The 23,014-nt window shown below is 59.4% G+C and carries 26 protein-coding genes; 13 read left to right on the forward strand and 13 right to left on the reverse strand.

The features are described 5' to 3' along the window. From OQK_RS26375 to OQK_RS26400, 6 genes are all read left to right on the forward strand, one after another. On the forward strand, positions 1-2,610 hold a 2,610-nt coding region (locus tag OQK_RS26375), incomplete at its 5' end, for a monovalent cation/H+ antiporter subunit A (RefSeq protein ID WP_016775081.1). Continuing rightward, positions 2,610-2,954 carry a Na+/H+ antiporter subunit C gene (locus OQK_RS26380; RefSeq protein WP_016775082.1) on the forward strand — a complete coding sequence of 115 codons (345 nt, stop codon included), beginning with the start codon at positions 2,610-2,612 and terminating at the stop codon, positions 2,952-2,954. The genes OQK_RS26375 and OQK_RS26380, both read left to right, overlap by 1 nt. Then, the gene (locus OQK_RS26385) at positions 2,951-4,630 is read left to right on the forward strand and encodes a monovalent cation/H+ antiporter subunit D (protein ID WP_016775083.1); all 1,680 of its coding nucleotides are present in this window, start codon (positions 2,951-2,953) and stop codon (positions 4,628-4,630) included. Before OQK_RS26380 ends, OQK_RS26385 begins: the two co-directional genes overlap by 4 nt. Beyond that, entirely contained in the window at positions 4,627-5,115 is a 489-nt protein-coding gene (locus OQK_RS26390) for a Na+/H+ antiporter subunit E (RefSeq protein ID WP_016775084.1), read from the forward strand. Before OQK_RS26385 ends, OQK_RS26390 begins: the two co-directional genes overlap by 4 nt. Then, entirely contained in the window at positions 5,112-5,390 is a 279-nt protein-coding gene (locus tag OQK_RS26395; RefSeq protein ID WP_016775085.1) for a K+/H+ antiporter subunit F, read from the forward strand. The genes OQK_RS26390 and OQK_RS26395 overlap by 4 nt, the downstream gene beginning before the upstream one ends. Continuing rightward, positions 5,387-5,749, forward strand: coding sequence for a Na+/H+ antiporter subunit G (locus tag OQK_RS26400; RefSeq protein WP_016775086.1), 363 nt, complete (start codon positions 5,387-5,389; stop codon positions 5,747-5,749). The genes OQK_RS26395 and OQK_RS26400 overlap by 4 nt, the downstream gene beginning before the upstream one ends. Before the next feature lie 115 nt (positions 5,750-5,864). Here OQK_RS26400 and OQK_RS26405 read toward each other — a convergent pair whose 3' ends face one another. The 4 genes from OQK_RS26405 to OQK_RS26420 all read right to left on the reverse strand — a co-directional run bounded on the left by OQK_RS26405 (position 5,865) and on the right by OQK_RS26420 (position 8,183). Continuing rightward, the gene (locus tag OQK_RS26405; protein ID WP_016775087.1) at positions 5,865-6,305 is read right to left on the reverse strand and encodes a DUF3995 domain-containing protein; all 441 of its coding nucleotides are present in this window, start codon (positions 6,303-6,305) and stop codon (positions 5,865-5,867) included. 92 nt (positions 6,306-6,397) lie between these two features. Continuing rightward, a complete protein-coding gene (locus OQK_RS26410; RefSeq protein WP_016775088.1) occupies positions 6,398-7,414 on the reverse strand; it encodes an ABC transporter substrate-binding protein in 1,017 nt (338 codons plus the stop codon). A 125-nt stretch (positions 7,415-7,539) separates the two neighbouring features. Next, entirely contained in the window at positions 7,540-7,737 is a 198-nt protein-coding gene (locus OQK_RS26415; RefSeq protein WP_016775089.1) for a hypothetical protein, read from the reverse strand. Further along, positions 7,734-8,183, reverse strand: a complete 450-nt coding sequence (locus OQK_RS26420) for a hypothetical protein (RefSeq protein WP_024013252.1) — start codon at positions 8,181-8,183, stop codon at positions 7,734-7,736. Before OQK_RS26420 ends, OQK_RS26415 begins: the two co-directional genes overlap by 4 nt. Before the next feature lie 478 nt (positions 8,184-8,661). On the opposite strand from OQK_RS26420, the gene OQK_RS29610 reads away from it, so the two are divergent. Together OQK_RS29610 and OQK_RS26425 are read left to right on the forward strand one after the other, a co-directional pair. Further along, positions 8,662-8,874 (forward strand): hypothetical protein, encoded by a 213-nt coding sequence (locus OQK_RS29610; protein ID WP_434093606.1) that lies wholly within the window; start codon positions 8,662-8,664, stop codon positions 8,872-8,874. Between the two features lie 50 nt (positions 8,875-8,924). Then, positions 8,925-9,164: a DUF2789 family protein gene (locus tag OQK_RS26425; RefSeq protein ID WP_016775092.1), complete on the forward strand. Its 240-nt coding sequence runs from the start codon at positions 8,925-8,927 to the stop codon at positions 9,162-9,164. Positions 9,165-9,170: 6 nt separating this feature from the next. On the opposite strand, the gene OQK_RS26430 is transcribed toward OQK_RS26425, so the two are convergent. From OQK_RS26430 to OQK_RS26440, 3 genes are all read right to left on the reverse strand, one after another. Continuing rightward, positions 9,171-9,374 carry a hypothetical protein gene (locus tag OQK_RS26430; RefSeq protein ID WP_016775093.1) on the reverse strand — a complete coding sequence of 68 codons (204 nt, stop codon included), beginning with the start codon at positions 9,372-9,374 and terminating at the stop codon, positions 9,171-9,173. 109 nt (positions 9,375-9,483) lie between these two features. Then, positions 9,484-11,088, reverse strand: a complete 1,605-nt coding sequence (locus tag OQK_RS26435) for a methyl-accepting chemotaxis protein (protein WP_038862205.1) — start codon at positions 11,086-11,088, stop codon at positions 9,484-9,486. A 228-nt stretch (positions 11,089-11,316) separates the two neighbouring features. Next, on the reverse strand, positions 11,317-11,721 hold the full coding sequence (locus OQK_RS26440; RefSeq protein WP_016775095.1) for a TraR/DksA family transcriptional regulator: 405 nt from the start codon (positions 11,719-11,721) through the stop codon (positions 11,317-11,319). 405 nt (positions 11,722-12,126) lie between these two features. Here OQK_RS26440 and OQK_RS26445 point away from each other — a divergent pair, with 405 nt between their 5' ends. From OQK_RS26445 to OQK_RS26455, 3 genes are all read left to right on the forward strand, one after another. Beyond that, a complete protein-coding gene (locus tag OQK_RS26445; protein WP_016775096.1) occupies positions 12,127-13,035 on the forward strand; it encodes a MurR/RpiR family transcriptional regulator in 909 nt (302 codons plus the stop codon). 61 nt (positions 13,036-13,096) lie between these two features. Then, a complete protein-coding gene (locus OQK_RS26450; RefSeq protein ID WP_016775097.1) occupies positions 13,097-13,702 on the forward strand; it encodes a glutathione S-transferase in 606 nt (201 codons plus the stop codon). Between the two features lie 2 nt (positions 13,703-13,704). Then, positions 13,705-14,808 (forward strand): DNA alkylation repair protein, encoded by a 1,104-nt coding sequence (locus OQK_RS26455; RefSeq protein WP_016775098.1) that lies wholly within the window; start codon positions 13,705-13,707, stop codon positions 14,806-14,808. A 108-nt stretch (positions 14,809-14,916) separates the two neighbouring features. Here OQK_RS26455 and OQK_RS26460 read toward each other — a convergent pair whose 3' ends face one another. The 6 genes from OQK_RS26460 to OQK_RS26485 all read right to left on the reverse strand — a co-directional run bounded on the left by OQK_RS26460 (position 14,917) and on the right by OQK_RS26485 (position 19,899). After that, positions 14,917-15,573: a DUF2931 family protein gene (locus tag OQK_RS26460; protein ID WP_016775099.1), complete on the reverse strand. Its 657-nt coding sequence runs from the start codon at positions 15,571-15,573 to the stop codon at positions 14,917-14,919. Next, the gene (locus tag OQK_RS26465; RefSeq protein ID WP_016775100.1) at positions 15,573-17,114 is read right to left on the reverse strand and encodes a phospholipase effector Tle1 domain-containing protein; all 1,542 of its coding nucleotides are present in this window, start codon (positions 17,112-17,114) and stop codon (positions 15,573-15,575) included. The genes OQK_RS26460 and OQK_RS26465 overlap by 1 nt, the downstream gene beginning before the upstream one ends. A 148-nt stretch (positions 17,115-17,262) precedes the next feature. After that, positions 17,263-17,961: an arsenical resistance protein ArsH gene (gene arsH / locus OQK_RS26470; RefSeq protein WP_016775101.1), complete on the reverse strand. Its 699-nt coding sequence runs from the start codon at positions 17,959-17,961 to the stop codon at positions 17,263-17,265. Positions 17,962-17,970: 9 nt separating this feature from the next. Then, entirely contained in the window at positions 17,971-18,441 is a 471-nt protein-coding gene (locus OQK_RS26475) for an arsenate reductase ArsC (protein WP_016775102.1), read from the reverse strand. Positions 18,442-18,468: 27 nt separating this feature from the next. Beyond that, positions 18,469-18,816, reverse strand: a complete 348-nt coding sequence (locus tag OQK_RS26480; RefSeq protein ID WP_016775103.1) for a metalloregulator ArsR/SmtB family transcription factor — start codon at positions 18,814-18,816, stop codon at positions 18,469-18,471. 198 nt (positions 18,817-19,014) lie between these two features. Further along, a complete protein-coding gene (locus tag OQK_RS26485; protein WP_016775104.1) occupies positions 19,015-19,899 on the reverse strand; it encodes a LysR family transcriptional regulator in 885 nt (294 codons plus the stop codon). Between the two features lie 133 nt (positions 19,900-20,032). On the opposite strand from OQK_RS26485, the gene OQK_RS26490 reads away from it, so the two are divergent. Further along, positions 20,033-21,694 (forward strand): GMC family oxidoreductase, encoded by a 1,662-nt coding sequence (locus OQK_RS26490; RefSeq protein WP_016775105.1) that lies wholly within the window; start codon positions 20,033-20,035, stop codon positions 21,692-21,694. 132 nt (positions 21,695-21,826) lie between these two features. After that, positions 21,827-23,014, forward strand: a 1,188-nt coding sequence (locus OQK_RS26495) for an MFS transporter (RefSeq protein WP_038861815.1), incomplete at its 3' end; no start/stop codon positions are given.

A 23,014-nucleotide genomic window follows, 5' to 3' on the forward strand; every position in this document is an offset into this window, starting at 1 on the left:
GACCCGGTGCCGCGCTTTTTCGCATTTTTCCTGGCGTTCATGGGCGCCATGCTCGGGCTGGTGATCTCCGGCAACCTGATTCAGATCGTGTTCTTCTGGGAATTGACCAGCCTCTTTTCGTTCCTGCTGATCGGCTACTGGCACCACCGCGCCGATGCGCGGCGCGGTGCTTATATGGCGCTGATGGTCACCGGTGCTGGCGGGTTATGTCTGCTGGCCGGGGTCATGATTCTCGGCCATGTCGTCGGCAGCTATGACCTGGACAAGGTCCTGGCCGCCGGCGATCTGATTCGCGCACATGCCCTCTACCCCGTTCTTCTGCCACTCATCCTGATCGGCGCGCTGAGCAAAAGCGCGCAATTCCCGTTTCACTTCTGGCTGCCCCACGCCATGGCGGCACCGACGCCCGTGTCGGCCTATCTGCACTCGGCGACCATGGTCAAGGCCGGGGTTTTCCTTTTGGCACGTCTGTGGCCGTCGCTGTCCGGCAGTGAGGAATGGTTCTACATCGTCAGCGGAGCGGGCGCCTGTACGCTGTTGCTCGGCGCGTACTGCGCCATGTTCCAGAATGATCTCAAAGGCTTGCTGGCCTACTCGACCATCAGCCATCTCGGTCTGATCACTTTGCTCCTGGGCCTGAACAGTTCACTGGCCGCGGTCGCAGCGGTTTTTCACATCCTCAATCACGCGACGTTCAAAGCTTCGTTGTTCATGGCCGCCGGCATCATTGACCACGAAAGCGGTACCCGTGACATTCGCAAACTCAGCGGCCTGATCAAGCTGATTCCCTATACGGCAACACTGGCCATGGTCGCCAGCGCCTCAATGGCCGGCGTGCCGTTGCTCAACGGTTTCCTGTCGAAGGAGATGTTCTTCGCCGAAACCGTGTTCATCAACGCCACGGCGTGGGTCGAAACCAGTCTGCCGATCGTCGCGACCATCGCCGGCATGTTCAGCGTCGCCTACTCCCTGCGTTTCACCGTCGATGTGTTCTTCGGCCCCACCGCCACTGACCTGCCGCATACGCCGCACGAGCCGCCACGCTGGATGCGCGCACCCGTCGAGTTGCTGGTCTTCACTTGCCTGCTGGTGGGGATTTTTCCGGCGCAGATCGTCGGGCCACTGCTCGCCGCTGCAGCGCTGCCGGTAGTTGGCGGGGAGTTGCCGGAATACAGCCTGGCCATCTGGCACGGCTTGAACGCGCCGATGATCATGAGCCTGATCGCCATGTCCGGCGGCATCCTCCTCTATCTGCTGCTGCGCAAGCAGTTCAAGCTGGGCCGTTTCAAGTACCCGCCGCTGGTGGGCCGCTTCAACGGCAAGCGTTTGTTCGAGCGCAGTCTGGTCGTAATGATGCGCATCGCCCGGCGCGTCGAGCGGCGCCTGGGCACCAAGCGTTTGCAGATGCAGTTGTTCCTGATGGTTTCGGCCGCCGTGCTCGCCGGTCTGATCCCGATGCTGCACAGCACGCTGACCTGGGGCGACCGGCCGAAAATCCCCGGATCCATTGTCTTCGTGACCCTGTGGCTGCTGGCGATAGCCTGTGCGCTTGGCGCCGCTTGGCAGGCGAAATATCACCGTCTCGCCGCCCTGACGATGGTCAGCGTCTGTGGCTTGATGACCTGCGTGACCTTCGTCTGGTTCTCGGCGCCGGATCTGGCGCTGACGCAACTGGCAGTCGAAGTGGTGACCACGGTGTTGATCCTGCTTGGCCTGCGCTGGTTGCCGCGACGTATCGAAGAAGTCTCACCATTGCCGAGCAGCCTGCGCAAGGCGCGTATTCGTCGTCTGCGCGACTTGCTGCTGTCGATTGCCGTCGGCGCCGGCATGGCCCTGCTGTCCTACGCCATGCTCACCCGGCAGACGCCGAACCACATTTCCTCTTTCTACCTCAGCCGCGCCCTGCCCGAGGGCGGCGGCAGCAACGTGGTCAACGTGATGCTGGTGGACTTCCGTGGTTTCGATACCCTCGGCGAAATCACCGTGCTGGCCGCCGTGGCGCTCACCGTATTCGCCCTGCTGCGGCGCTTCCGTCCGCCGAAGGAAAGCCTGCAATTGCCGGCCCAGCAACGCCTGCTCGCGCCCGACGTGGTCACCGATCTGGTCAACCCGCGATCGGCCAGCGACACCGCGCTCGGCTTCATGATGGTGCCGGCGGTACTGGTTCGCCTGCTGCTGCCTGTCGCTCTGGTGGTGTCGTTTTATCTGTTCATGCGCGGGCACAATCAGCCGGGCGGCGGATTTGTCGCCGGGCTGGTGATGTCGGTGGCCTTTATCCTGCAATACATGGTTGCCGGCACGCAGTGGGTCGAAGCACAAATGAGCCTGCGGCCATTGCGCTGGATGGGCACCGGGCTGCTGTTCGCCATTGCCACCGGTCTCGGTGCGCTAGTCGCCGGTTATCCGTTCCTGACCACTCACACCTGGCACATCAGCGTGCCGTTGCTCGGTGATATCCATATTGCCAGTGCGCTGTTCTTCGACGTCGGCGTGTACGCCATGGTGGTCGGATCGACGTTGTTGATCCTCACCGCCCTCGCCCACCAATCGGTGCGCGGCCACAAGACGGCCTCGCTGCCCAAGTCCGTCGCCAGCAAAGGAGCCGTCTGATGGAAGAAGTCATCGCAATCGCCATCGGCATTCTTGCCGCGTCCGGGGTCTGGCTGATCCTGCGCCCGCGAACCTTTCAGGTGGTCATGGGCCTGTGCCTGCTGTCATATGCAGTGAACCTGTTCATTTTCAGCATGGGCAGCCTGTTCATCGGCAAGGAACCGGTGATCAAGGACGGCGTGACCCAGGACTTGCTGCATTACACCGACCCGCTGCCCCAGGCGCTGGTACTGACGGCGATCGTCATCAGCTTCGCCATGACCGCACTGTTCCTCGTCGTATTGCTCGCCTCGCGCGGCCTGACCGGCACCGACCACGTCGACGGCCGGGAGCCTAAAGAATGATGGCGATGACTCACCTGATCGCCGCACCGATCCTGCTGCCGCTGCTGACCGCCGCGATCATGCTGATGCTGGGCGAAAAGCATCGGCCGCTGAAGGCGAAAATCAATCTGTTCTCCAGCCTCCTCGGCCTGTTCATTTCAGTGATGCTGCTGCAATGGACGCAGACCACCGGCGTACCCGGCTCCATCGGCGTGTACCTGCCGGGCAACTGGCAGGCACCGTTCGGCATCGTTCTGGTGGTTGATCGCCTGTCGGCATTGATGCTGGTGCTGACCGGCGTCATCGGCGTCAGCGCGTTGCTGTTTGCCATGGCCCGCTGGGACGGCGCCGGCTCAAGCTTTCACGCTCTGTTTCAGATCCAGCTGATGGGCCTGTATGGCGCGTTCCTGACCGCGGATCTGTTCAACCTGTTCGTGTTCTTCGAAGTGTTGCTCGCCGCGTCCTACGGTTTATTGCTGCACGGCTCTGGCCGGGCGCGGGTATCGTCGGGGTTGCATTACATTTCGATCAACCTGCTGGCATCGTCACTGTTTTTGATCGGCGCTGCGTTGATCTACGGGGTGACCGGCACGCTGAACATGGCCGATCTGGCGATGAAGATCCCGCTGGTGCCGGAAGCCGACCGTGGCTTGCTGCACGCTGGGGCAGGGATTCTAGCGGTAGCGTTTCTGGCCAAGGCCGGGATGTGGCCGCTGAACTTCTGGCTGGTGCCGGCCTATTCCTCGGCCAGCGCGCCAGTGGCGGCGATGTTTGCGATCATGACCAAGGTCGGCGTCTACACCCTGCTGCGCCTGTGGACGCTGCTGTTTTCCGGTCAGGCCGGCGCCTCGGCATTCTTCGGCGGCGACTGGCTCATCTACGGCGGCATGGCGACCATGGCTTGCGCAGGGCTGGCGATTATCGCCGCGCAACGCCTGGAGCGCATGGCCAGCCTGAGCATTCTGGTGTCGGCAGGCATCCTGCTCTCGGCGATCGGCTTCGCCCAGCCGAACCTGATCGGCGCTGCGCTGTTCTATCTGGTCAGCTCGACCCTGGCGCTGAGCGCGCTGTTCCTCTTGGCCGAACTGATCGAGCGCTCGCGCTCGGCCAACGAAATTCCGCTGGAGGACGAAAGCGAACTGCTTCCGCGCCCGCAAGAATCGCTGCAACCGCCCAAGGGCATCAACCTCGACGACGAACAGAAAGCCGTGGTCGGTCAGGTCATCCCGTGGACCATGGCCTTTCTCGGTTTGAGCTTTATCGCCTGCGCGCTGTTGATCATCGGCATGCCACCGCTCTCCGGATTTATCGGCAAGCTCAGCCTGATCGGGGCATTGCTCAACCCGTTGGGACTTGGCACTGCGGCGCCGCTGCCTCCCGGTGCATGGGGATTGCTGGCCCTGTTGATCCTGACAGGTCTGGCCTCGCTGATGGCGTTCTCGCGCCTCGGCATCCAGCGCTTCTGGACGCCGGAAGAGCGCCCGTCACCATTGCTGCGCAAACTCGAATGCGCGCCGATTTTCCTGCTGCTCGGGCTGAGCATTGCCCTTACGTTCAAGGCTGAACCGCTGCTGCGCTACACCCAGGCCACGGCCGATGCGCTGAACAATCCGCAGCAATATGTGTTCGCAGTTCTAGGCACTCGGGCGGTGCCGAGCCCGCAAGCCAGAGCCGACATGCTCAAGGTGCAGCCATGAATCGATTGTTCCCGGCACCGTGGTTATCGCTGGCCCTGTGGATTCTGTGGCTGACCCTGAACCTGTCCGTCAGCCCGGGCAATCTGCTGCTCGGTGCCGCGCTGGGTTTCGCTGCGCCGCTGATGATGCGCAAATTGCGGCCGAAACGTGCGCGCATCCGCAACCCCATCGCCATCCTGCGTCTGTTCTTCCTGGTCGGCCGCGACGTCATCATGTCCAACCTGATCGTCGCTTGGGGCGTAGTCAACGCCGGACATCGCCCGCCCAACTCATGCTTTATCAAGGTGCCTCTGGATCTGCGCGATGCTCATGGTCTGGCGGCACTGGCGATGATCTGCACCGTGGTGCCCGGCACCGTATGGTCGGAGCTGGCGCTGGACCGCAGCGTTCTGTTGCTGCACGTCTGGGACCTGCACGACGAGGCGCAGTTTATCGAGCACTTCAAAAGCACCTACGAGCGACCGTTGATGGAGATTTTCGAATGAGCCCATTGCTGTCGAATGCGATCCTGCTGACGCTGTTTCTGTACTGCGTGGCGATGGCGCTGACCCTGGTGCGCCTGTTCAAAGGCCCGTCAGCACAGGATCGGGTACTGGCGCTGGATTACCTGTATATCGTCGCGATGCTGATGATGCTGACCCTGGGTATTCGTTACGCCAGTGATACCTACTTCGAAGCCGCGCTGCTGATCGCGCTGTTCGGCTTCGTCGGATCCTTTGCCCTGGCGAAATTCCTGCTGCGTGGCGAGGTGATCGAATGAATGCCGAATTGTCTTTGTGGGTCGAGATTCCGGTGGCGGTGCTGCTGGTGCTCAGCGGCGTGTTTACCCTGCTGGGCGCAACAGGATTGCTGCGCATGAAGGATTACTTCCAGCGTATGCACCCGCCAGCGCTGGCCTCGACACTCGGCGCCTGGTGTGTGGCACTGGCGTCGATCATCTGCTTTTCGGCATTGAAATCCGCACCAGTGGTGCACGCCTGGTTGATTCCGGTCCTGTTGGCGATCACCGTGCCGGTGACCACCCTCCTGCTGGCGCGGGCGGCGTTGTTCCGCAAGCGGATGGCCGGGGATGATGTGCCGGCTGAGGTGAGCAGTCGTCAGACTGAAAGTGGTAGCTGATGATCATGTGGCGCCGGTGATGGCGCCATCGCTACAGTAGGAATGCGCTCTCCCATGTGGGGAGCGAGCCTGCTCGCGAAGAGGCCAGTCGGGGCGTCGCAAACTCCGGATCAGCTCAAACCCAAGCCACCGCCAACAGCCCCGCGCCCAGCAGCGCGCACAACGGCGAATACACCCAGGTATCCAGCCGCGCAAATCGCGAATCCTTCACTTCCTTGAAGAACCCGACCAGATTCGAATCACCGATCGCCCGAGCGAACATCAGCAACGCGATCGCGCTGATCACCCATTGCAGTGCCTTGTGCTGCACCGCCGGCACGCCCCAACCGACCCGCATACAAACCAGCGCCGCAATTATCAGCAGCACAGCCGCCACTGCCAGCGTCAGCCAGCCTGAGGGCTTGAAGGCCGGGCGTACCGTGGCGACGAAGCCTGACACCGGCACCTGCGGCACCACCACCGCAGCCGCCCATTGCCCACCCAACGCCCAATACACATGCATCAGGCCGATTGCCGCGAACACAGTCACCAGCCATTGAGCCAACACAAAGGTCATGGTTGAAATCCTTCAAAGGGATTTGAACAAACCATCGTAGTCGGATTTTTTGGCTGTGCACGACCGGTCGGCGGTGCACGGCGTTGACCGCGTTATTTCAGATCAGCCGTCACCTTGTCGGCCACATCCTTGGGCAGCCACGCCTGCCACACATCCGGATGCGTCTTCATGAACGCGACCGCCGCCTCACGAGGCGCGGTGTGCTTGTCACTCATCTCCGCCAATGCCTTGTTCAGTGGCTCGATGGGAAAATCGACCTTGCTGAAGAATTCGGCAATTTGCGGGTTCTGCTTTTGAAACGGCGTAGACACGCCAATCGACAGTTTCGATGCCAGCGAGCGGGTTGGTTTCGGATTGGGATTATCGGCGTCTGTCAGCGTCTTCCACGCCTCGGCATCGAACGGCGGCTCTTCCAGTTGCACCAGTTTGAATTTGCCAAGCAGCGGCGTCGGCGACCAGTAGTAGAACAGCACCGGTTTGCCGCGACGAATCGAAGAGCTGATCTCGGCATCCAGCGCAGCGCCGGAACCGCTGCGGAAGTTGGTGTAGTCGTCCTGCAAGCCATACGCCGTGAGCTTCTGCTTGTTTACTACTTCCGAGGTCCAGCCGATCGGGCTGTTGAGGAAACGCCCTTTGCCCGGGCTTTCCGGGTCCTTGAACACATCCTTGTATTTCTTCAGATCAGTGACACTGCGCAGATCCGGCGCCAGTGGCTTGATGCCTTTGGCCGGATCGCCCTTGATCACGTATTCCGGCACCCACCAGCCTTCAGTGGCACCCTTTACCGTATCGCCCAGACCGACGACCTTGCCCTCGGCTTCGGCCTTGACCCAGACCGGACTGCGCCCGGCCCACTCCTCGCCAATCACCTGGATGTCATTGTTGGCCAGCGCGGTCTCAAGGGTAATCGTGGTACCCGGCAAGGTATCGGTCGGCAAGCCGTAGCCTTTCTCGACGATCACCCGCAGCACCTCGGTGATCAAACTGCCGCTTTCCCAGTTCAGGTCGGCAAAGTGGATCGGCGCCTGTGCCGCCTGCAGCGATTGCGCTGACGTCAGCAAACCAAAGGTGGCCACGCTGGCGGCCAGTAACCGTCGAAATCCGTTCATGCATCACACCTCGTGCTGTTCACAGCAATGGCAGTTGGCCTGACAGAAACGCAAGCCTCTGAATGACTCAGTCAACTGACTTTAGCCGAGGTTCCTGCTTTTTCCGGGGTCTACCGTGCGCGAGGTTACGTTTCAGACTTTTCCTGCAGGCTTTGCAGCTCACGTCTGACCATGCTGGCGTATGCCGCCGGTTGCAATGCGTAGAGCTGCGAAGCCACCCAACTCAGCCAGGCACCTTGCAGTTCGGCCTTGCGGGCGAACAGGCGCTGCGCGTCTTCGCGTGCGCTGTCGAGATTTTGCGAATGGAAGTGCGCGCGGCTCACTCGCTGGCCTTGAAGGAAATCAGTTCACCTTTGCGCCATTTGGCAGCCTTGGCGGTGACGGCTTTCAAGGTTTTGGTCAGGCCTTCCTGCAATTGTTCATTGGCGGCGAACACCGTGACGACGCTATGACCTTCCTTGAACAGAATCGCGTGACCGTCGGCCGTACTGACAAATGCGTAGTCGCCCAAGCCGTAAACCGTGAGTTTGATGTCGCGAAAGCGAATGTCCATCTTGCCGCCTTCACGGCTGGGCAGAACCGATGCAATGAAATGGTCGCCAACCTTGAGTTTGAGCCCCGGTTTGTCATCGACTACCAATGCACTTTCGGTATCGATTTCGGCGATGTAAATGCCTTCGGCGTTTTGCTCGGTGATGTAAACAAAACGTGATTGGAATTGCTTGACCAGCTTTGCACGCAAATCACCCAGCACGAACAAAGCATGCATATCGAGGTTACTGACTGCCAAAGAAACATCCCCACATTTGAAAAACCGTGCAGCGGAAAACACGCACGGCAAAAAACGGCAATGCCGATGAAAACTGCTAAATCACTCAAAAACCCGAAGCGAGCGAAGCGCTCTTGATCGCAAGGTTCGTAGACTACTGGATTGTCATTAGTGAAACCCGCTCCGAAATCGGCAAACCTTGAAGGAAAAAGCCTCAAGTGCGACTGGAGCAAATCTGACTACGAACTTCAGGGAAATTTCTCACGAAAAAAAGCACTTTTCCGACATATCGCTGGCGAAAAATTGCTTTAGATAAGCCCGGTCGTCAACAGGTACTGGCGATTCTAGAGCAGCGATGCTCCTTACGACTACCCGCAACGGCCGTTAAATCCCGGCCGACTGATGAAAAGGACTTCATATGTGCACTTTGACTCATTTTGCCACGTCGGCCGACGCGCGAATCAACACACCTCTGACGATGAAGGTTGCCGACCTCGACAACCTTCCGACATCTTCTAACAATCATCGAACCCCACACTTTCAAGTGGTGCCAGCGGGTATTGCGTTCTTTCACATCAAGGAGATATCCACGGGACGTGTCAGAGGTTTCCGCGGCAATCACAACGAAGCCTGCGCCCTTGCCCGCTCGCTTGAATCAAAAATCGAACTCCGCGCCAGCGGCTGCCTCTGATAAGGGGAGTGAACGAACAAGCCGCACCGGCACCGACCCAGGAGTAGATGATGGAACTGCCAACCGAGCTTAACCTGACCACCCTTTTCGAACAGCTGGGCCTGCCCTCGGATGAGGCGTCGATCAATGACTTTGTCGAAGCACATCCGCTGGATCCGGACACTAAACTCATCGATGCCGACTTCTGGTCACCCCAGCAGGCGCAATTACTCAAGGAATGGCTGCGGGCCGATGGCGAAGAAGCGCCGATCGTCGATGAGCTGAACGTACGTTTGCATCGCGGCAAGTAAGTACGATCAGTGCAGGCTGTCGCCGGGCTCGATGTTCAATTGTTCGAGCCAGGCAGCCTTGCACTCCTCCGCTTCATCGCGACTGGCGAAGGCTGTGCCGCGTCGCTCACCGTTGAGCAAAACTACCCAGCAAACACTGCGCCCCATCGCGCGTAAGCCGGCCGGAACACCGCTGCCGATCATCACTGCCACGTCTACCCTGCACTGCATGTGCCCTCCGAAATAATTAGCTACCTAACTAAGTCGTCAGATTAATGCTTTCCGTCGAGAGTAAACAGCAACCGCCGTGCACAGATTCATTGCGTCACCGGTAATAATCTCAGCGCGGATTCTCAGGTTTATAGCCCAGACGCAACCCGCCCCAGTGTCGGCCATTGATCATGATCGGCACCGATAAATCATGCATCAGCTCACCCGTATCGCGCGTGTAAGTCTGCAACAGCACCGGTTGCTGATGGCTGCCGCAGCGGATACCGGTGCGGTCAGCGAATTTGCGTTTGGTGCGGTTATTTACCGTGTCGACCTGCACATCGCCGGTCAATGGCTGGCTGAATGCCTGGTTGTGCGTCGGTACATAACCCTGCTGCGTGCAGGCAATCGCAAAAACCAGCCCTTCATGACGCGCCAATAAAGGTTCTTGAATCGCCGGCAAGACCTGATCGGTGTATCGATCAAAGCGGGTTTGAAATTTGGCTGGTTCGGTGTCCGAAATCAGCTGGTAGCTGCGATCGAACAGGTCATCCAGGCTGATCCGCCCCTGCTCGACATCCGCCTCGAAGCGCGCCGCGATCTGGCTCGCACCTTCGCGCGCCAAGTCATAAATGCGCTGGTGATAGTCATCCAGGCCGACCTCGGCCAGGCGCTCGCTGATGGTTTCCGCCTGTCCTTCCATCTGCACAGCTGCCTCAGCGAGGCGGCGGGTCTGCTGATCGCTTATTGCCAGATCGCTGCGCATTTGCTCGATAGCGATAAACAGCGCGTCAAGCTGCTCGCGATTGGTTTGCGCGCCACGGGCGATTTCGCTGACCTGGGTTTCCACTCCAGCGGCAAGTCGCGCGATGTTTTCCAGATGCTGACCGGTATGCTCGACCTGTTCGACGCCGGTGTGCAGATCGCTCGACAACTCGCGAATCTGCGCCACCACTTGCGCGGTGCGTTGCTGAATGTCTGCAACCATCTCACCGACTTCGCCCGTGGCCGCCGCCGTCCGCGCCGCCAATCCGCGCACCTCGTCGGCGACCACAGCGAAACCGCGACCATGCTCACCGGCCCGGGCTGCTTCAATCGCAGCATTCAAGGCCAACAGATTGGTCTGGCTGGCAATCGACTGGATCACCAGCGTCACCCGTTGAATGTCGTCGCTGCGCACACTCAGGGCCTCGATCAATTCGCGGCTGGCGTTGGCGCGCTGACTGAGTTGCTGCATGCGCGAAATCGAGTCGAGCAGTTCGCTGCGCCCCGCCGCGCTGCTGTGATGCGCTTGGCTGGCGGCGTCCAGCGCGTCGCGACTGAGCTGTGAAGTCGCCTGTTCGGTGGCGATCATCACTTCGGCATTGCTGACGATCTGCGCTGCCGCGTCGAGTTGCGATTCAAGTTTGCTGGCGAGCGCTTTGACCGAAAACGCCACGCCGGCGGCAGACAGTGCGTTGTGACTGGTGGTGTAGGAGAGATCGCGAGTCAGTGCGGACAATGCGCTCGCACTATCGACCGGGACAGCAACAGGAACGTTGCGCGAACGCAGGCGCGGCAGCCAGACAATCAGCACCGCCAGCGGCATGCCGAGGTAGAGCGACCACTCGGCCATAGCCATGCCGGCCAGCAACAGCATCAGGGCGATGCTTTGCAGGGTCGGCGCGATCCAGCGGTTTTTCGGCAAAAGCACTGGTGCGGGCAGCGCCGCAACCAGAGATCCATCTCTCGTCATCTTGATCACCCCACGTTTGTTCTCATTGTTGTGACTGCATTAAACGCCACTACAACGCCATTATCCATGGTCCGTTAGTCGTGGGGTCTGTGGCAGGTCAATGGAACAACGGGGGAAATAGCGCAGACGAGCAAAAACAAAGATCGCAGCCTCCCGCAACTCCATGTAGAAGCTGCCGAAGGCTGCGATCTCTTGCAGGCGCCCCCTATTCAAGGGGCCGCCATGGAATCAGGCCTGACGCTGGTGCTTGTCGATCTGCTCGTGACGCTCTTGAGCTTCGATGCAGTACTTGGTGGTGGGGCTGATCAGCAGGCGCTTCAGGCCGATGGCCTCGCCGCTGTCGTCGCACCAGCCAAAGCTGTCGTCCTTGATGCGCTCAAGGGCTTGTTCCAGTTGCGGCAGCATGCGCTGGTCGCGATCGATCGCGTTGACCAGCCAAGTGCGCTCTTCTTCAACCGAAGCCGCGTCCGCCGGGTCAGCCGGGGTATCCAGGCTTTCGATGGCGATACGATTTTGCTCAATGCGCTCGTGGGTTTCGACTTTCATGTTCTGCAACAGCTCAGTGAAGAAAGCGTGTTGCTCTGCATTCATGTAGTCATCTGCCGGCATAGCCAGCAACTTGTCCTTTGTCATTGATATCTCTATAAAAAAACGTGCATTAAGGCGAATAAGGGAGCGTTTCGGCGAACCGTGTCGGCCGTCGAAAAGGCATCGTTTTATTGCAAACGCCACCCGGCACTCAATTTACGAGGGGCGGCAGTCTAAGGCCCGATCAAGACCTCAGCAACTGTAAATACAGGGAATTTGTCCGACAGGACCTGGAAACTGCTCTGACACAGGCTTCACACGGCCATCGGAGTGCGTTTATAGCAAGAAATTCAGTCCAGCGGCTGTATATAGAAGACAAACGGCTAACCATCCCGCCAGCGACAGCCGGGATTATTCTCGCAAGGTGCATCGTTTCAGCCCGGCAGAGCTTACGCAGCCCTTCTATTATCAGGCCCACCGCGTGCTCAACTCGCCTGAAGGATGCTGCCCATGCCCCGCCCCGCTCTGCCGGCCACAGACGAAATTTCCTTCGCCGGCCCGCCGGTCAACGCCGAGCGCCTGCTGCAAATGATCAGCGAAGAGTACGACGCGCTGCCGCGCCAGCTCAAACGCGTAGCCAGCTACATCAGCCAGCAGAGCGAGCGAATCATGGTCGAGCGCATCAGCGACATCGCCCGCGAGTGCGAAGTGCATCCGTCAGCCATTGTGCGTTTCTCGCAACGTTTCGGGTTCAGCGGCTTCAGCGAGATGCAGGCGCTGTTCCGCCAGGCCTGGACGCACAAAACCACGCCAGCGCAAAACTATCAGCAACGCATCCGTAGCCTGATCGCCAACAACTCGCAGACCGCCAACAGCGGCGACCTGGCCCGCGAATGCATCGACGCAACGCTCTCGGGCATCGAACGCTTGGGCCGCGAACTGGACGAGGTGGCGTTCGATACGGCCGTCGATCTCATCGTCAATGCCGACGACATCTATGTGGTCGGAGTCCGCCGCTCGTTCGCCGTCGCCGACTATCTGGTTTACAACCTGCAGCACACGCAGAAACGCATTCATCTGGTTTCCGGCATCGGCGGCGGCTATCGCGAACAAATGCGCAGCGTGCGCGCCAACGATCTGGTGATTGCCATCAGTTTCGTGCCCTACGCTAGGGAAACCCAGCACTGCCTGCGCTTCGCCCGGCAGCAGAACGCCAATGCCTTGATCATCACCGACAGCCCTCTTTCGCCACTGGCGAAACTTGCCAATAGCGTGTTGCTGGTCAATGAAGGCAGTGCGCTGGCCTTTCGTTCGCTGAGTGCGACGCTGTGTTTGTGCCAGGCGCTGTTTGTGGCGGTGGCCTATCGGCTGGAACTGAATGTCGATGAGATTCACGAACAACCCGGATTCGACGACTGACAATTGCCTCTCGCTCGGCTAGGTTATGCGTTCCCACCGGTTCGACTTGAAGGAACGCGTCATGAAACTGATCGGCATGCTCGACTCCCCCTACGTGCGCCGCGTAGCAATCTCCGCCAAATGCCTGGGGATTGACCTCGAACACGAGTCGGTCTCGGTGTTCCGCCACTTCGAACGATTTCAGCAGATCAACCCTGTGGTCAAGGCGCCCACATTGATCCTCGACGACGGCGTGGTCCTGATGGACTCGACCCTCATCCTCGATTACCTCGAAGCCAGCTGCGGCAAAAGCCTGCTGCCAAGCGATCTCAAACAACGCGCTCAAGCCCTGCGCCTGATCGGCCTCAGTCTCGCCGCCTGCGAAAAAGCCGTGCAGCTTTACTACGAACGCAACCTGCGCCCGGCCGACATTCAATATCAGCCGTGGGTCGAACGCGTCGAAAGCCAGCTCGCCGCCGCGTTTACCGCACTGGAAAAAGAACTTGAAGACAGTGACTTGCCTGTCGACGGCTCCCTCGCCCAGACCGGCATCAGCCTGGCGGTTGCCTGGAGCTTCACCGAACTCGTCGTACCCGATCAGATCGACGCAGCACGCTTTGCGCGTATCGCCGAGTACACCGCCTACGCAGAAGGCACCGATGCGTTCATCAACACACCGATGAACTGATCATGAGCTCCACCGACACCGCCGCCCCGGCGTTAAAGGAAATCTTCAACGCCGAGCGCTTGCAGCACATCGCTGACGAAATGAGCGCGGTGTACCCGGCGTTCAAGTCCAAGACGTTTCTCAAACACGCCCAGGACGGACTCGCTGAACTATCAGTGATGCAACGCATGGCGCGTGTCAGCGAAAGCCTGCATGCCGTGCTGCCGCTGGACTACGAAGATTCCCTCGAAGTGCTGTTCGAACTCGCGCCACGGCTGAACAGCGGCTTCGTCAGCATGTGCCTGCCGCATTACGTCGCGAGCTACGGCGCCCACGCGTTCGACCCCTCAATGGACGCGCTGAAGTACTTCACCACCTTCGGCTCCTCCGAATTCGCCATCCGCTACTTTTTGCGCAGCGACCTCGAGCGCTCGCTGGAACGAATGCATGATTGGACCCGAGACGAAAACCACCACGTTCGACGCCTAGCCAGCGAAGGCAGCCGCCCTCGCCTGCCGTGGTCGTTTCGCCTGGAAGCGGTGCAGGCGGATCCGCTGCTGGCCGCCGGGATACTGGATCGGTTGAAGGCGGACGAGAGCTTGTACGTGCGCAAGTCGGTGGCGAATCATTTGAATGACGTGACGAAGGTGCATCCGGAGTGGGTGCTGGACACGATTGAAAGTTGGTCGCTGGACAACAAGCACACGGCCTGGATTGCCAAGCATGCGCTGCGCAGTTTGATCAAACAGGGGGATTTGCGCGCGTTGACGGTGATTGGCGCAGGCGCGAAGGCTGAGGTTGAGTTGTTGGATGTGCGGGTCGAGCCGGCGGTGGTGAGGTTGGGGGAAGCGATTACTTTGTCGTTTACGGTGAAATCCATGGTGGCGCACGAGCAAAGGCTGGTGATTGATTATGCGATTGAGTATGTGAAGGCGAATGGCGGGGTTTCGAGGAAGGTTTTCAAGTTGAAGACTCTGGCATTAGCGGGTTTCGGGACTGATGTAGTGCGACGGAATCAAGTCATCAAGGATTTTACGACGCGCAAGCATTTTGCCGGGCGACATGGGGTGCAGGTGATGGTTAATGGAGAGGTGTTGGGGAGTGCGGCGTTTGAGGTTTTGATTTGAGGCGTGAGTTGTTTATTCACCAAAAGAGCCGGTAGCGGATCAGTGCACTGGCAGCCGTGCATCGACATTGCGCGCGGCGGCACAGTGGACGACTCACGGCTTCAGCGCTTACCAACTTCCGTATGGAATGCCGAATTTCTCGATATAGCGCTTGGACTTCTCGCTGACGGGATAGGCGTAGCGACCACCGTTTTTCCCAAGCTCCGGCCCTAGCGGCTCAATCTCGCCTTGCGCTCGAGCAACCTTTATCGGTCGATGACATGAGTCTCTTACCCACACCTGAACAACACCGCCCGGAGCAAGTCCCAAGTAAACAGAGGCCATGAAGCGTGCTGTCCTGTCAGGTCTCTCGGGGCACCGTTGACTGGTAGAAGTCACCATTATCTGTCTGGCATTCTCTGGAATATCCACCCACGCTTGCCACGTTTTCTGTTCAACGATTGATTGCCAGCGAACATAGATACGAATGGGTAGATCGGCCCCCACCACTCTTTTACCGCTGCCCCCCACCCCTGTCCAGCCGCGAGCAGAGTCAGTACCGTTTTCAGGCTCTCCGCCCGCAGCAGTCCCTCCACCGGTTCTAAAGAAAACTCTGCCGGTTATGTCCTGCACCGAACTGTCCTCCACCCATACCTTCATGTAATCGGGCTCAGTGAAAGCCAGCTCCCACCATTTCGACTTTGGATCGCTCTTGGCTGAGAGCGGATCAGAAGACTGGCAACCCGTTATGCATACGCCAAGCAGCAGGGCGACAAATAATTTCATTACCAAAGAGTCCAGTCAGGTACGTGAGGATGCTGCACGCGAATCGCGTCTGCGGTGGGCGCATTGATATAGACGGCGCGGACTCCGCTGCCGTCTCTTCTTCCAAGAGGGTGATTCCAATTTGCGGACATGTGAATGTATTTCAACCTCAGCAGGTTCTCCTCTTGCTGAGTTGTGGTGTAGTTACCTGCGACAAATCGGTCGCACAACGCCTGAAGCTCTGACGGGACCGCCAAAGCAGCCGTGGCTGGAATATCATCGAAGCGAACCCCCTTCTCTTTTGCCAAGCTATGCATCACCCGAAGATATACCCTCGACAACAACCCGCTTACGGGACGTTTGAGTTGCAGAGCTGCATAGACGCGCTTTCTACGGGGACTGAGCCGGTCCTGTTGATCCACGGGCAGGAGAAGCGCGTCCGGCGTAACAATTTCCAGCAGATCTTCGGGCCACCCCCTTGAGATCCACTCATTTTTAATGATCATGGCATCGCGGTAGATCGACGTAGTAGATACATCGGTAAACTTCGAGACCTCAAGCGTTTGCATTGGACTGACCAGTACACACTCTTCAATGTCATCGCGGTAACCGCCGCCGATGTCGGAATGCACCCCTGGAAGAATGACTTCCAAGTGGTCGGCTTTAACGCGACTCAACGCGAAATTAGCGCGATATTCGTCCCGCGCCGACAGCTGAACGACGTCAGTAAAAAACCGCCGGTCGAGGTAGAGCTTGATACCCGTGGCCACAGGACTTTTAACGTTGCCAAGATTCGACCAGCCAGCAACCGACGGCACAGTGTCGAACAGCCCGATGAATCCCATGTTGATGCTGCCTTGGTACTGATCGATGAAGGTGCGACTAAAGTCGCTCGCATTGTTGCGCAATACATCTCCGAGTGGCCCTTGTTTTCCGCGGACGACTGCATTGGCAAAATGCCTCGCGGCAGCTGCGCCGCGACTAAATCCGAACGTATCGAAAGTCAGAGAGGTAATTTCACTGTTTGGATTTTCTTTAATTACATCTTCAATACGCGATTTGATCTCGCTAAATGATTGTTGGACACGACCCGCTATACCCGTGTCTCCGCGGCCCGTGCCCGCTCCGAATGTACTGTCCTCTTCTCCCGATTGAGTGCCAATCCCCTCTATGTACACCCTGCGAAACGCCCGCTTGTGCGAGCCGTCTCCTTCGGCTTTCTGAGGTGCGACGTAAAGTTCGCTCAGTTTGTACACGTTGGTTGTTTCATTGGCATAGCTACTATCTGGATTGCGCATATAGGGCTTGCAACTGGCATCGATATCCTCAGGCGCAATCGGATGCTGAGCCCCACACAACAACCCCGCAGCAGAGTTGTTCGCATTGTTGCCCGTGCCATCGAAGAAAACCCCGATCCTCAACGCAATTCCGATTTTCTCAGGCGCGCGCGCAGGCTCTTTCCCATGCTTCTCATACTCGGCCCAATGCTGGGCGTGTATGTCGACGGGTTTGGCTTCTTCGTAGCGATAGTTTTTCGGCGGGTTTGGAACGTAGCCACTCAATCCTTGATTCCTTCTGATCCTTGAAGAACGGCCAGAAGGGTGACAGCCGGGAGGGGGCGGTGCAAGCCGTGGCGGTGTGCCAGCCATGGAGCGTCAGTGCGAGCAGGCTCACTCCCAAAAAGGAATGAGCCTGGCTGGGGATGGCGGGTCAAATCGACCGCTGATTCACCCGCGCCATCAACTGTTCAGCGCTTTCCTTGCGCTCGGAATAGCGGTCCACCAGGTGCGCCTGCTGCCCACGCAGCAGCACGGTGAACTTGACCAGTTCTTCCATCACATCCACCACACGATCGTAAAACGGCGAGGGTTTCATTCGCCCTGCTTCGTCGAACTCCATATAGGCCTTCGGCACCGAGGATTGGTTGGGGATGGTGAACATGCGCATCCAGCGGCCGAGGACGCGTAGTTGGTTGACCACGTTGAACGACTGCGAGCCGCCGCAGACTTGCATCACCGCCAGGGTTTTGCCTTGGGTCGGGCGCACAGCGCCGAGTTCCAGCGGGATCCAGTCGATCTGCGCTTTGAACACGGCGGACATCGCGCCGTGGCGTTCTGGCGAGCACCAGACCTGGCCTTCCGACCACAACACCAGATCGCGCAATTCCTGCACCTTGGGATGGTCGACCGGGACGTCGTCGGGCAATGGCAAACCGGATGGGTTGAAGATCCGCGTTTCGGCGCCAAAGTGTTCGAGGAGGCGCGCGGCCTCCTCGACCAGCAAACGGCTGAAGGAGCGCTCGCGGGTCGAGCCGTAGAGCAAGAGGATGCGCGGTTTGTGTTCGCCGACATTCGATGGCTTGGCCGCGTCGAACAGGCTTGCGTCGAGGTTGGGCAGATGGTCTGACATGAAGCCTCCTTACAGCGTGCCGATGCGGTCGAGTTCGGCTTTCAGTTGCTCACGACTGAGCGAGTGAAACGGCAGATCGAGGAAGGCTTGGCAGCGTTCACCGATGCGCATCAGAGTGGCTCGGAATGCCCCGTCGATTGCCGCTTCGTCGCCCTGCACTTCGGACGGATCTTCCAGTCCCCAGTGCGTTTTCAGTGCCGGACCGAAATACACCGGACAGGTTTCGCCGGCGGCTTTGTCGCAGACAGTGATGACGATATCTGGCGGGTTGTTTGCGAAGGCATCGTTGCCTTTGCTGTACAACCCGTCGATGGCGATACCGTGCCTTTGCAACGTCGACAGGCTGCGCGGCAGAACCTGGCCTTTGGGAAAACTGCCGGCACTCACCGCTTGGAAACCAGCGGGAGCCAGGTGATTGAACATGGCTTCGGAAAGAATGCTGCGGCAGCTATTGGCCGTGCACATGAACAGGACTCGCATCGATGCGCTCCGTAGATAGTGGAAGATTCAGCAGCAGGCGCGTTCGCGCACGGGACGGCCATCCATGTTTTGCAGGCGCGCGGCGTTGTCCTTGAGCCAATCGGCATTGGCCTTGGATGTCAGCTGAAGGATTTCGCCGATCCATGCCGGCAGTTCCGGATTGAGGCGGTAATACACCCACTGGCCCTGACGGCGGTCGAGCAGCAAACCGTTACTGCGCAGCTGCGCGAGATGGCGGCTGATTTTCGGCTGGCTGTCGTCAAGCGCACACATCAACTCGCAAACGCAGAGTTCACCTTGCTCGGCGATGAGCAGGATGGCGCGGACACGGGTTTCGTCGGCGAGGCTTTTGAAGACTTCGGTGGGGGTGATCATGGTGATCGGCTCGCCATATAGGGGAAATCGAATATACGGATATCCATATATTTATCAACCCGTGAAAGCAGCCACGGTGAATAAACGTGTGGGAGCGAGCCTGCTCGCGAAAGCGGTGGGTCAGGCGAGGTTTGCGTATCAGATACACCGCTTTCGCGAGCAGGCTCGCTCCCACAGGGGGATTTGGATGCGCCAGGTTTAACCGCGTAAAAGCCCCTGCTCGGCCTCACACAACCCCACCACATAATCCCAGACCACTCGCAGCCGCACCGATTTATGCAGCTCCCGGCGGGTACTGATCCAGTAGCTGCGCTCGATGCTTTCATCCGGCAACAGTGCCACCAGATCCGGGTCGGACGCGGCCATGTAGCACGGCAGCACGGCGATGCCCAATCCCGAGCGCGCCGCTTCCTGTTGGGCAATGACGCTGGTGCTGTGAAACACCACGCGCGGGCTGCGGCAGAAGCTGTTGAGGAACATCAGTTCCTGACTGAACAGCAGGTCGTCAACGTAACCGATCCACGCATGTCGGCCCAGGTCTTCACGGCTGTGCAGCGGCGGTGCGTTGTCGAGGTAGGTTTGGCTGGCATACAACGCGAGTCGATAGTCAGTCAGCTTGCGCGTGACCAGCATGTCGGCGGATGGCCGTTCGAGGTGGATGCTGATTTCCGCTTCGCGGTTGAGGATGCTGACGAAGCGCGGCACGGCGACCAGTTCCACTTCCAGCCCGGGATAGCGCTCGAACAAGCCGATCATGCGACTGGCGAGGAATTTGATGCCAAGTCCTTCGGTGACGCCGACACGGATCTTGCCCAGCGGCGCGGTGGACTGAGTGATTTCTTCCTGCGCCAGCAGCGCGACGTTTTCCATCGCCTCGGCGTGCTTGAGCAGGGCCTCTCCCGCCGGGGTCATTTCATAGCCTTGGGCGTGCTGGACGAACAGCGCCGTGCCGAGGCTTTTCTCTATCGATTCAATATGCCGCGCCACTGTCGCATGGGTGGTGTTGAGCCGGCGCGCAGCGGTGAGCAGGCGGCCGCTGCGTTGCAGCTCGAGAAAAAAGCGCAGGTCGTTCCAGTCGAACATGGCAGGTCCTTGTCAGCTGTCGTCACTTCGGGCTGTTTGAAAACGCACAGCGGCTGCGCAAAAACTAACATTCTTTTAACGAAAGCTAACAACTAGAGTGTCCGACAATAAAAACAAAAAGCGAGGTCAGGGCATGCAGACGTCCCTGGATGAATTCGACTACATCGTGGTCGGCGCCGGCCCCGCCGGTTGCTTGCTGGCCAACCGGCTCTCAGTGGATCCCCAGCAGCGGGTGTTGCTGCTCGAAGCCGGCGGACGCGACAACTACGCCTGGATTCATATTCCTGTGGGTTACCTGTTCTGCATCGGTAACCCGCGCACCGACTGGTGCTTCAAAACCGAACAACAACCCGGCCTCAATGGCCGCGCGCTGAGTTATCCGCGGGGCAAGGTGCTGGGCGGCTGTTCGTCGATCAACGGCATGATCTACATGCGCGGCCAGGCCGGCGACTATGATGGCTGGGCGGCGGCGGGCAATCCGGGCTGGGCCTGGAAAGACGTGCTGCCGCTGTTCAAACAGAGCGAAAACCACTTTGCCGGCGGCGCTGAATTTCATGGCGATCAGGGTGAATGGCGGGTCGAGCAGCAGCGCCTGTCGTGGCCGATTCTGGATGCCTTTCGCAGCGCTGCCGAGCAAAGCGGCATCGCCAGCATCAATGACTTCAACCAGGGCGACAACGAGGGCTGCGGCTACTTTCAGGTCAACCAGAAAGCCGGGGTGCGCTGGAACGCGGCCAAGGCCTTTTTGAAACCGCTGCGCAGCCGGGCGAACCTGACCGTGCTGACCGGCGTCGAGGTTGATCGTGTGTTGCTGGAGGACGGCCGCGCGGCGAAAGTCAGCGCGCAGCATGAAGGCCAGACCAGACAGTTCAAGGCGCGCAAGGAGATTGTCCTGTGCGCCGGCTCAGTCGGCTCGCCGAGCATTCTGCAGCGCTCCGGGATCGGTCCGCGGCCGCTGCTCGAACGCTTAGGGATAGACGTGATTCATGAGCTGCCGGGGGTCGGCGGCAACCTGCAGGATCACCTGCAACTGCGCCTGATCTACAAGCTGGAAAACGCCCGTACCCTGAACCAGATCGCCGGCAGCGTGTGGGGCAAGATGGGCATGGGCCTGCGTTATCTATACGATCGCAGCGGGCCGTTGTCGATGGCGCCGAGTCAGTTGGGCGCGTTTGCCCGCTCCGGTCCTGAGCAAACCTCGGCGAACCTGCAATATCACGTGCAGCCGCTGTCGCTGGAGCGCTTTGGCGAGCCGTTGCACAGCTTCCCGGCGTTCACCGCCTCGGTGTGCGACTTGCGCCCGCAGAGCCGTGGGCGCATCGAGATCCGCTCCGCCGATCCGCAAGCGGCGCCGCTGATTCAGCCCAATTACCTCAGCCATCCAGAAGACCTGCGCGTCGCCGCCGATGCGATTCGCCTGACCCGGCGCATCGTCAGCGCCCCTGCCCTGCAAGCGTTCAAACCGGTCGAATACCTGCCCGGCGACAGCTTGCAAAGCGAAGAACAATTGCATGAAGCGGCGGCGAAAATCGGCACGACGATTTTCCATCCGGTCGGCACCTGTCGCATGGGCAACGACGGTGACGCGGTGGTCGATGCGCAATTGCGCGTGCATGGCGTGCCGGGTCTGCGCGTTGCCGATGCGTCGATCATGCCGAGAATTACCTCGGGTAATACCTGTTCGCCTACGCTGATGATTGCCGAGAAGGCGGCACAACTGATTTTGTCCAGATCCGCAGATATCTCCCCTGTGGGAGCGAGCCTGCTCGCGAATGCGGTAGCTCACTCAGCCTAGAAGTTGACTGACAAAAAGCTTTCGCGAGCAGGCTCGCTCCCACAGGAATCATCACCAGACTCAGGCATCGCGCATTACCGGACACGCAACACCAGTGGAACAACAAAAACAATCACTGTGAGGGATACCGATATGTCAGAACACGTTCAGCCGCTGGACGCTGCGGGCAGCGCCGAGACCAGCAACGCCACGCAGAAAGTCATCTTCGCTTCATCACTCGGGACGGTGTTCGAGTGGTATGACTTCTTCCTCTACGGCGCCCTCGCGGCGGTGATCAGCAAGCAGTTTTTTGCCGGGGTCAACGACACCACGGCATTCATCTTCGCGCTCATGGCGTTCGCCGCCGGCTTCATCGTACGGCCGTTCGGCGCGTTGGTGTTCGGCCGCCTGGGCGACATGATCGGGCGCAAATACACCTTTCTGGCGACGATCATTCTGATGGGCGTGGCGACGTTCTGCGTCGGCCTGCTGCCGACCTACGCCAGCATCGGCATCGCTGCGCCGATCATTCTGGTGGTGCTGCGCATGCTTCAGGGCCTGGCGCTCGGTGGCGAATACGGTGGTGCGGCGACCTACGTGGCCGAGCACGCGCCCATCGGCAAACGCGGCTTCCACACCAGCTGGATTCAATCGACCGCGACCCTCGGCCTGCTGCTCTCGCTGCTGGTAGTGCTCGGTTGCCGCTACTTCACCGGCGACCAGTTTGAAGTCTGGGGCTGGCGCATTCCGTTCCTGCTGTCGATCGTGCTGCTGGGTATTTCCACCTGGATTCGCCTGAGCCTGCACGAGTCGCCGGCCTATCTGAAAATGAAGGAAGAAGGCAAAACCTCGAAGGCGCCGATCCGCGAATCCTTCGGCAAATGGGAAAACCTCAAAGTCGTGCTGATCGCGCTGTTCAGCATCAACGCCGGGCAAGCGGTGACCTTTTACGCTGCGCAGTTCTATGTGCTGTTCTTCCTCACCCAGTTCCTGAAAATGGACCCGGCGGTGGCCAACAGTCTGCTGATCATCAGCGTGGTGATCGGCGCGCCGTTCTTCATCTTTTTCGGCTGGCTGTCGGACAAGGTCGGACGCAAACCCGTGCTGATGCTCGGCCTGCTGCTCGCGACCGCGCTGTACTTTCCGATCTTCAAATCCCTGGCCCATTACGCCAACCCGGCAATCGATCAGGCCAGCCGTCAGGCGCCGATCACCGTCCTCGCCGACCCCGCCACTTGCACCTTCCAGTTCGATCCGGTGGGCAAGGCGAAATTCGACAGCCCCTGCGACAAGGTCAAAACCTTCCTGGTCAAACAAGGCCTGCCCTACTCCAGCGTCGCT

This window comes from Pseudomonas sp. R62, from assembly GCF_000257605.1.
Lineage (GTDB): Bacteria > Pseudomonadota > Gammaproteobacteria > Pseudomonadales > Pseudomonadaceae > Aquipseudomonas > Aquipseudomonas atacamensis.

Excerpts from the sequence above, each read along its gene's own strand:
- arsH (WP_016775101.1), bottom strand. The coding sequence starts at position 17,961 with ATGTCAGACCATCTGCCCAACCTCGACGCAAGCCTGTTCGACGCGGCC.
- OQK_RS26420 (WP_024013252.1), bottom strand. The coding sequence starts at position 8,183 with ATGCATGCTTTGTTCGTGCTGGGTGATTTGCGTGCAAAGCTGGTCAAG.
- OQK_RS26380 (WP_016775082.1), top strand. The coding sequence starts at position 2,610 with ATGGAAGAAGTCATCGCAATCGCCATCGGCATTCTTGCCGCGTCCGGG.
- OQK_RS26450 (WP_016775097.1), top strand. The coding sequence starts at position 13,097 with ATGAAACTGATCGGCATGCTCGACTCCCCCTACGTGCGCCGCGTAGCA.
- OQK_RS26440 (WP_016775095.1), bottom strand. The coding sequence starts at position 11,721 with ATGACAAAGGACAAGTTGCTGGCTATGCCGGCAGATGACTACATGAAT.
- OQK_RS26385 (WP_016775083.1), top strand. The coding sequence starts at position 2,951 with ATGATGGCGATGACTCACCTGATCGCCGCACCGATCCTGCTGCCGCTG.
- OQK_RS26405 (WP_016775087.1), bottom strand. The coding sequence starts at position 6,305 with ATGACCTTTGTGTTGGCTCAATGGCTGGTGACTGTGTTCGCGGCAATC.
- OQK_RS26485 (WP_016775104.1), bottom strand. The coding sequence starts at position 19,899 with ATGTTCGACTGGAACGACCTGCGCTTTTTTCTCGAGCTGCAACGCAGC.
- OQK_RS26390 (WP_016775084.1), top strand. The coding sequence starts at position 4,627 with ATGAATCGATTGTTCCCGGCACCGTGGTTATCGCTGGCCCTGTGGATT.
- OQK_RS26480 (WP_016775103.1), bottom strand. The coding sequence starts at position 18,816 with ATGATCACCCCCACCGAAGTCTTCAAAAGCCTCGCCGACGAAACCCGT.
- OQK_RS26445 (WP_016775096.1), top strand. The coding sequence starts at position 12,127 with ATGCCCCGCCCCGCTCTGCCGGCCACAGACGAAATTTCCTTCGCCGGC.
- OQK_RS26455 (WP_016775098.1), top strand. The coding sequence starts at position 13,705 with ATGAGCTCCACCGACACCGCCGCCCCGGCGTTAAAGGAAATCTTCAAC.
- OQK_RS26490 (WP_016775105.1), top strand. The coding sequence starts at position 20,033 with ATGCAGACGTCCCTGGATGAATTCGACTACATCGTGGTCGGCGCCGGC.
- OQK_RS26430 (WP_016775093.1), bottom strand. The coding sequence starts at position 9,374 with ATGCAGTGCAGGGTAGACGTGGCAGTGATGATCGGCAGCGGTGTTCCG.
- OQK_RS29610 (WP_434093606.1), top strand. The coding sequence starts at position 8,662 with ATGAAGGTTGCCGACCTCGACAACCTTCCGACATCTTCTAACAATCAT.
- OQK_RS26435 (WP_038862205.1), bottom strand. The coding sequence starts at position 11,088 with ATGACGAGAGATGGATCTCTGGTTGCGGCGCTGCCCGCACCAGTGCTT.
- OQK_RS26475 (WP_016775102.1), bottom strand. The coding sequence starts at position 18,441 with ATGCGAGTCCTGTTCATGTGCACGGCCAATAGCTGCCGCAGCATTCTT.
- OQK_RS26410 (WP_016775088.1), bottom strand. The coding sequence starts at position 7,414 with ATGAACGGATTTCGACGGTTACTGGCCGCCAGCGTGGCCACCTTTGGT.
- OQK_RS26425 (WP_016775092.1), top strand. The coding sequence starts at position 8,925 with ATGGAACTGCCAACCGAGCTTAACCTGACCACCCTTTTCGAACAGCTG.
- OQK_RS26460 (WP_016775099.1), bottom strand. The coding sequence starts at position 15,573 with ATGAAATTATTTGTCGCCCTGCTGCTTGGCGTATGCATAACGGGTTGC.
- OQK_RS26395 (WP_016775085.1), top strand. The coding sequence starts at position 5,112 with ATGAGCCCATTGCTGTCGAATGCGATCCTGCTGACGCTGTTTCTGTAC.
- OQK_RS26400 (WP_016775086.1), top strand. The coding sequence starts at position 5,387 with ATGAATGCCGAATTGTCTTTGTGGGTCGAGATTCCGGTGGCGGTGCTG.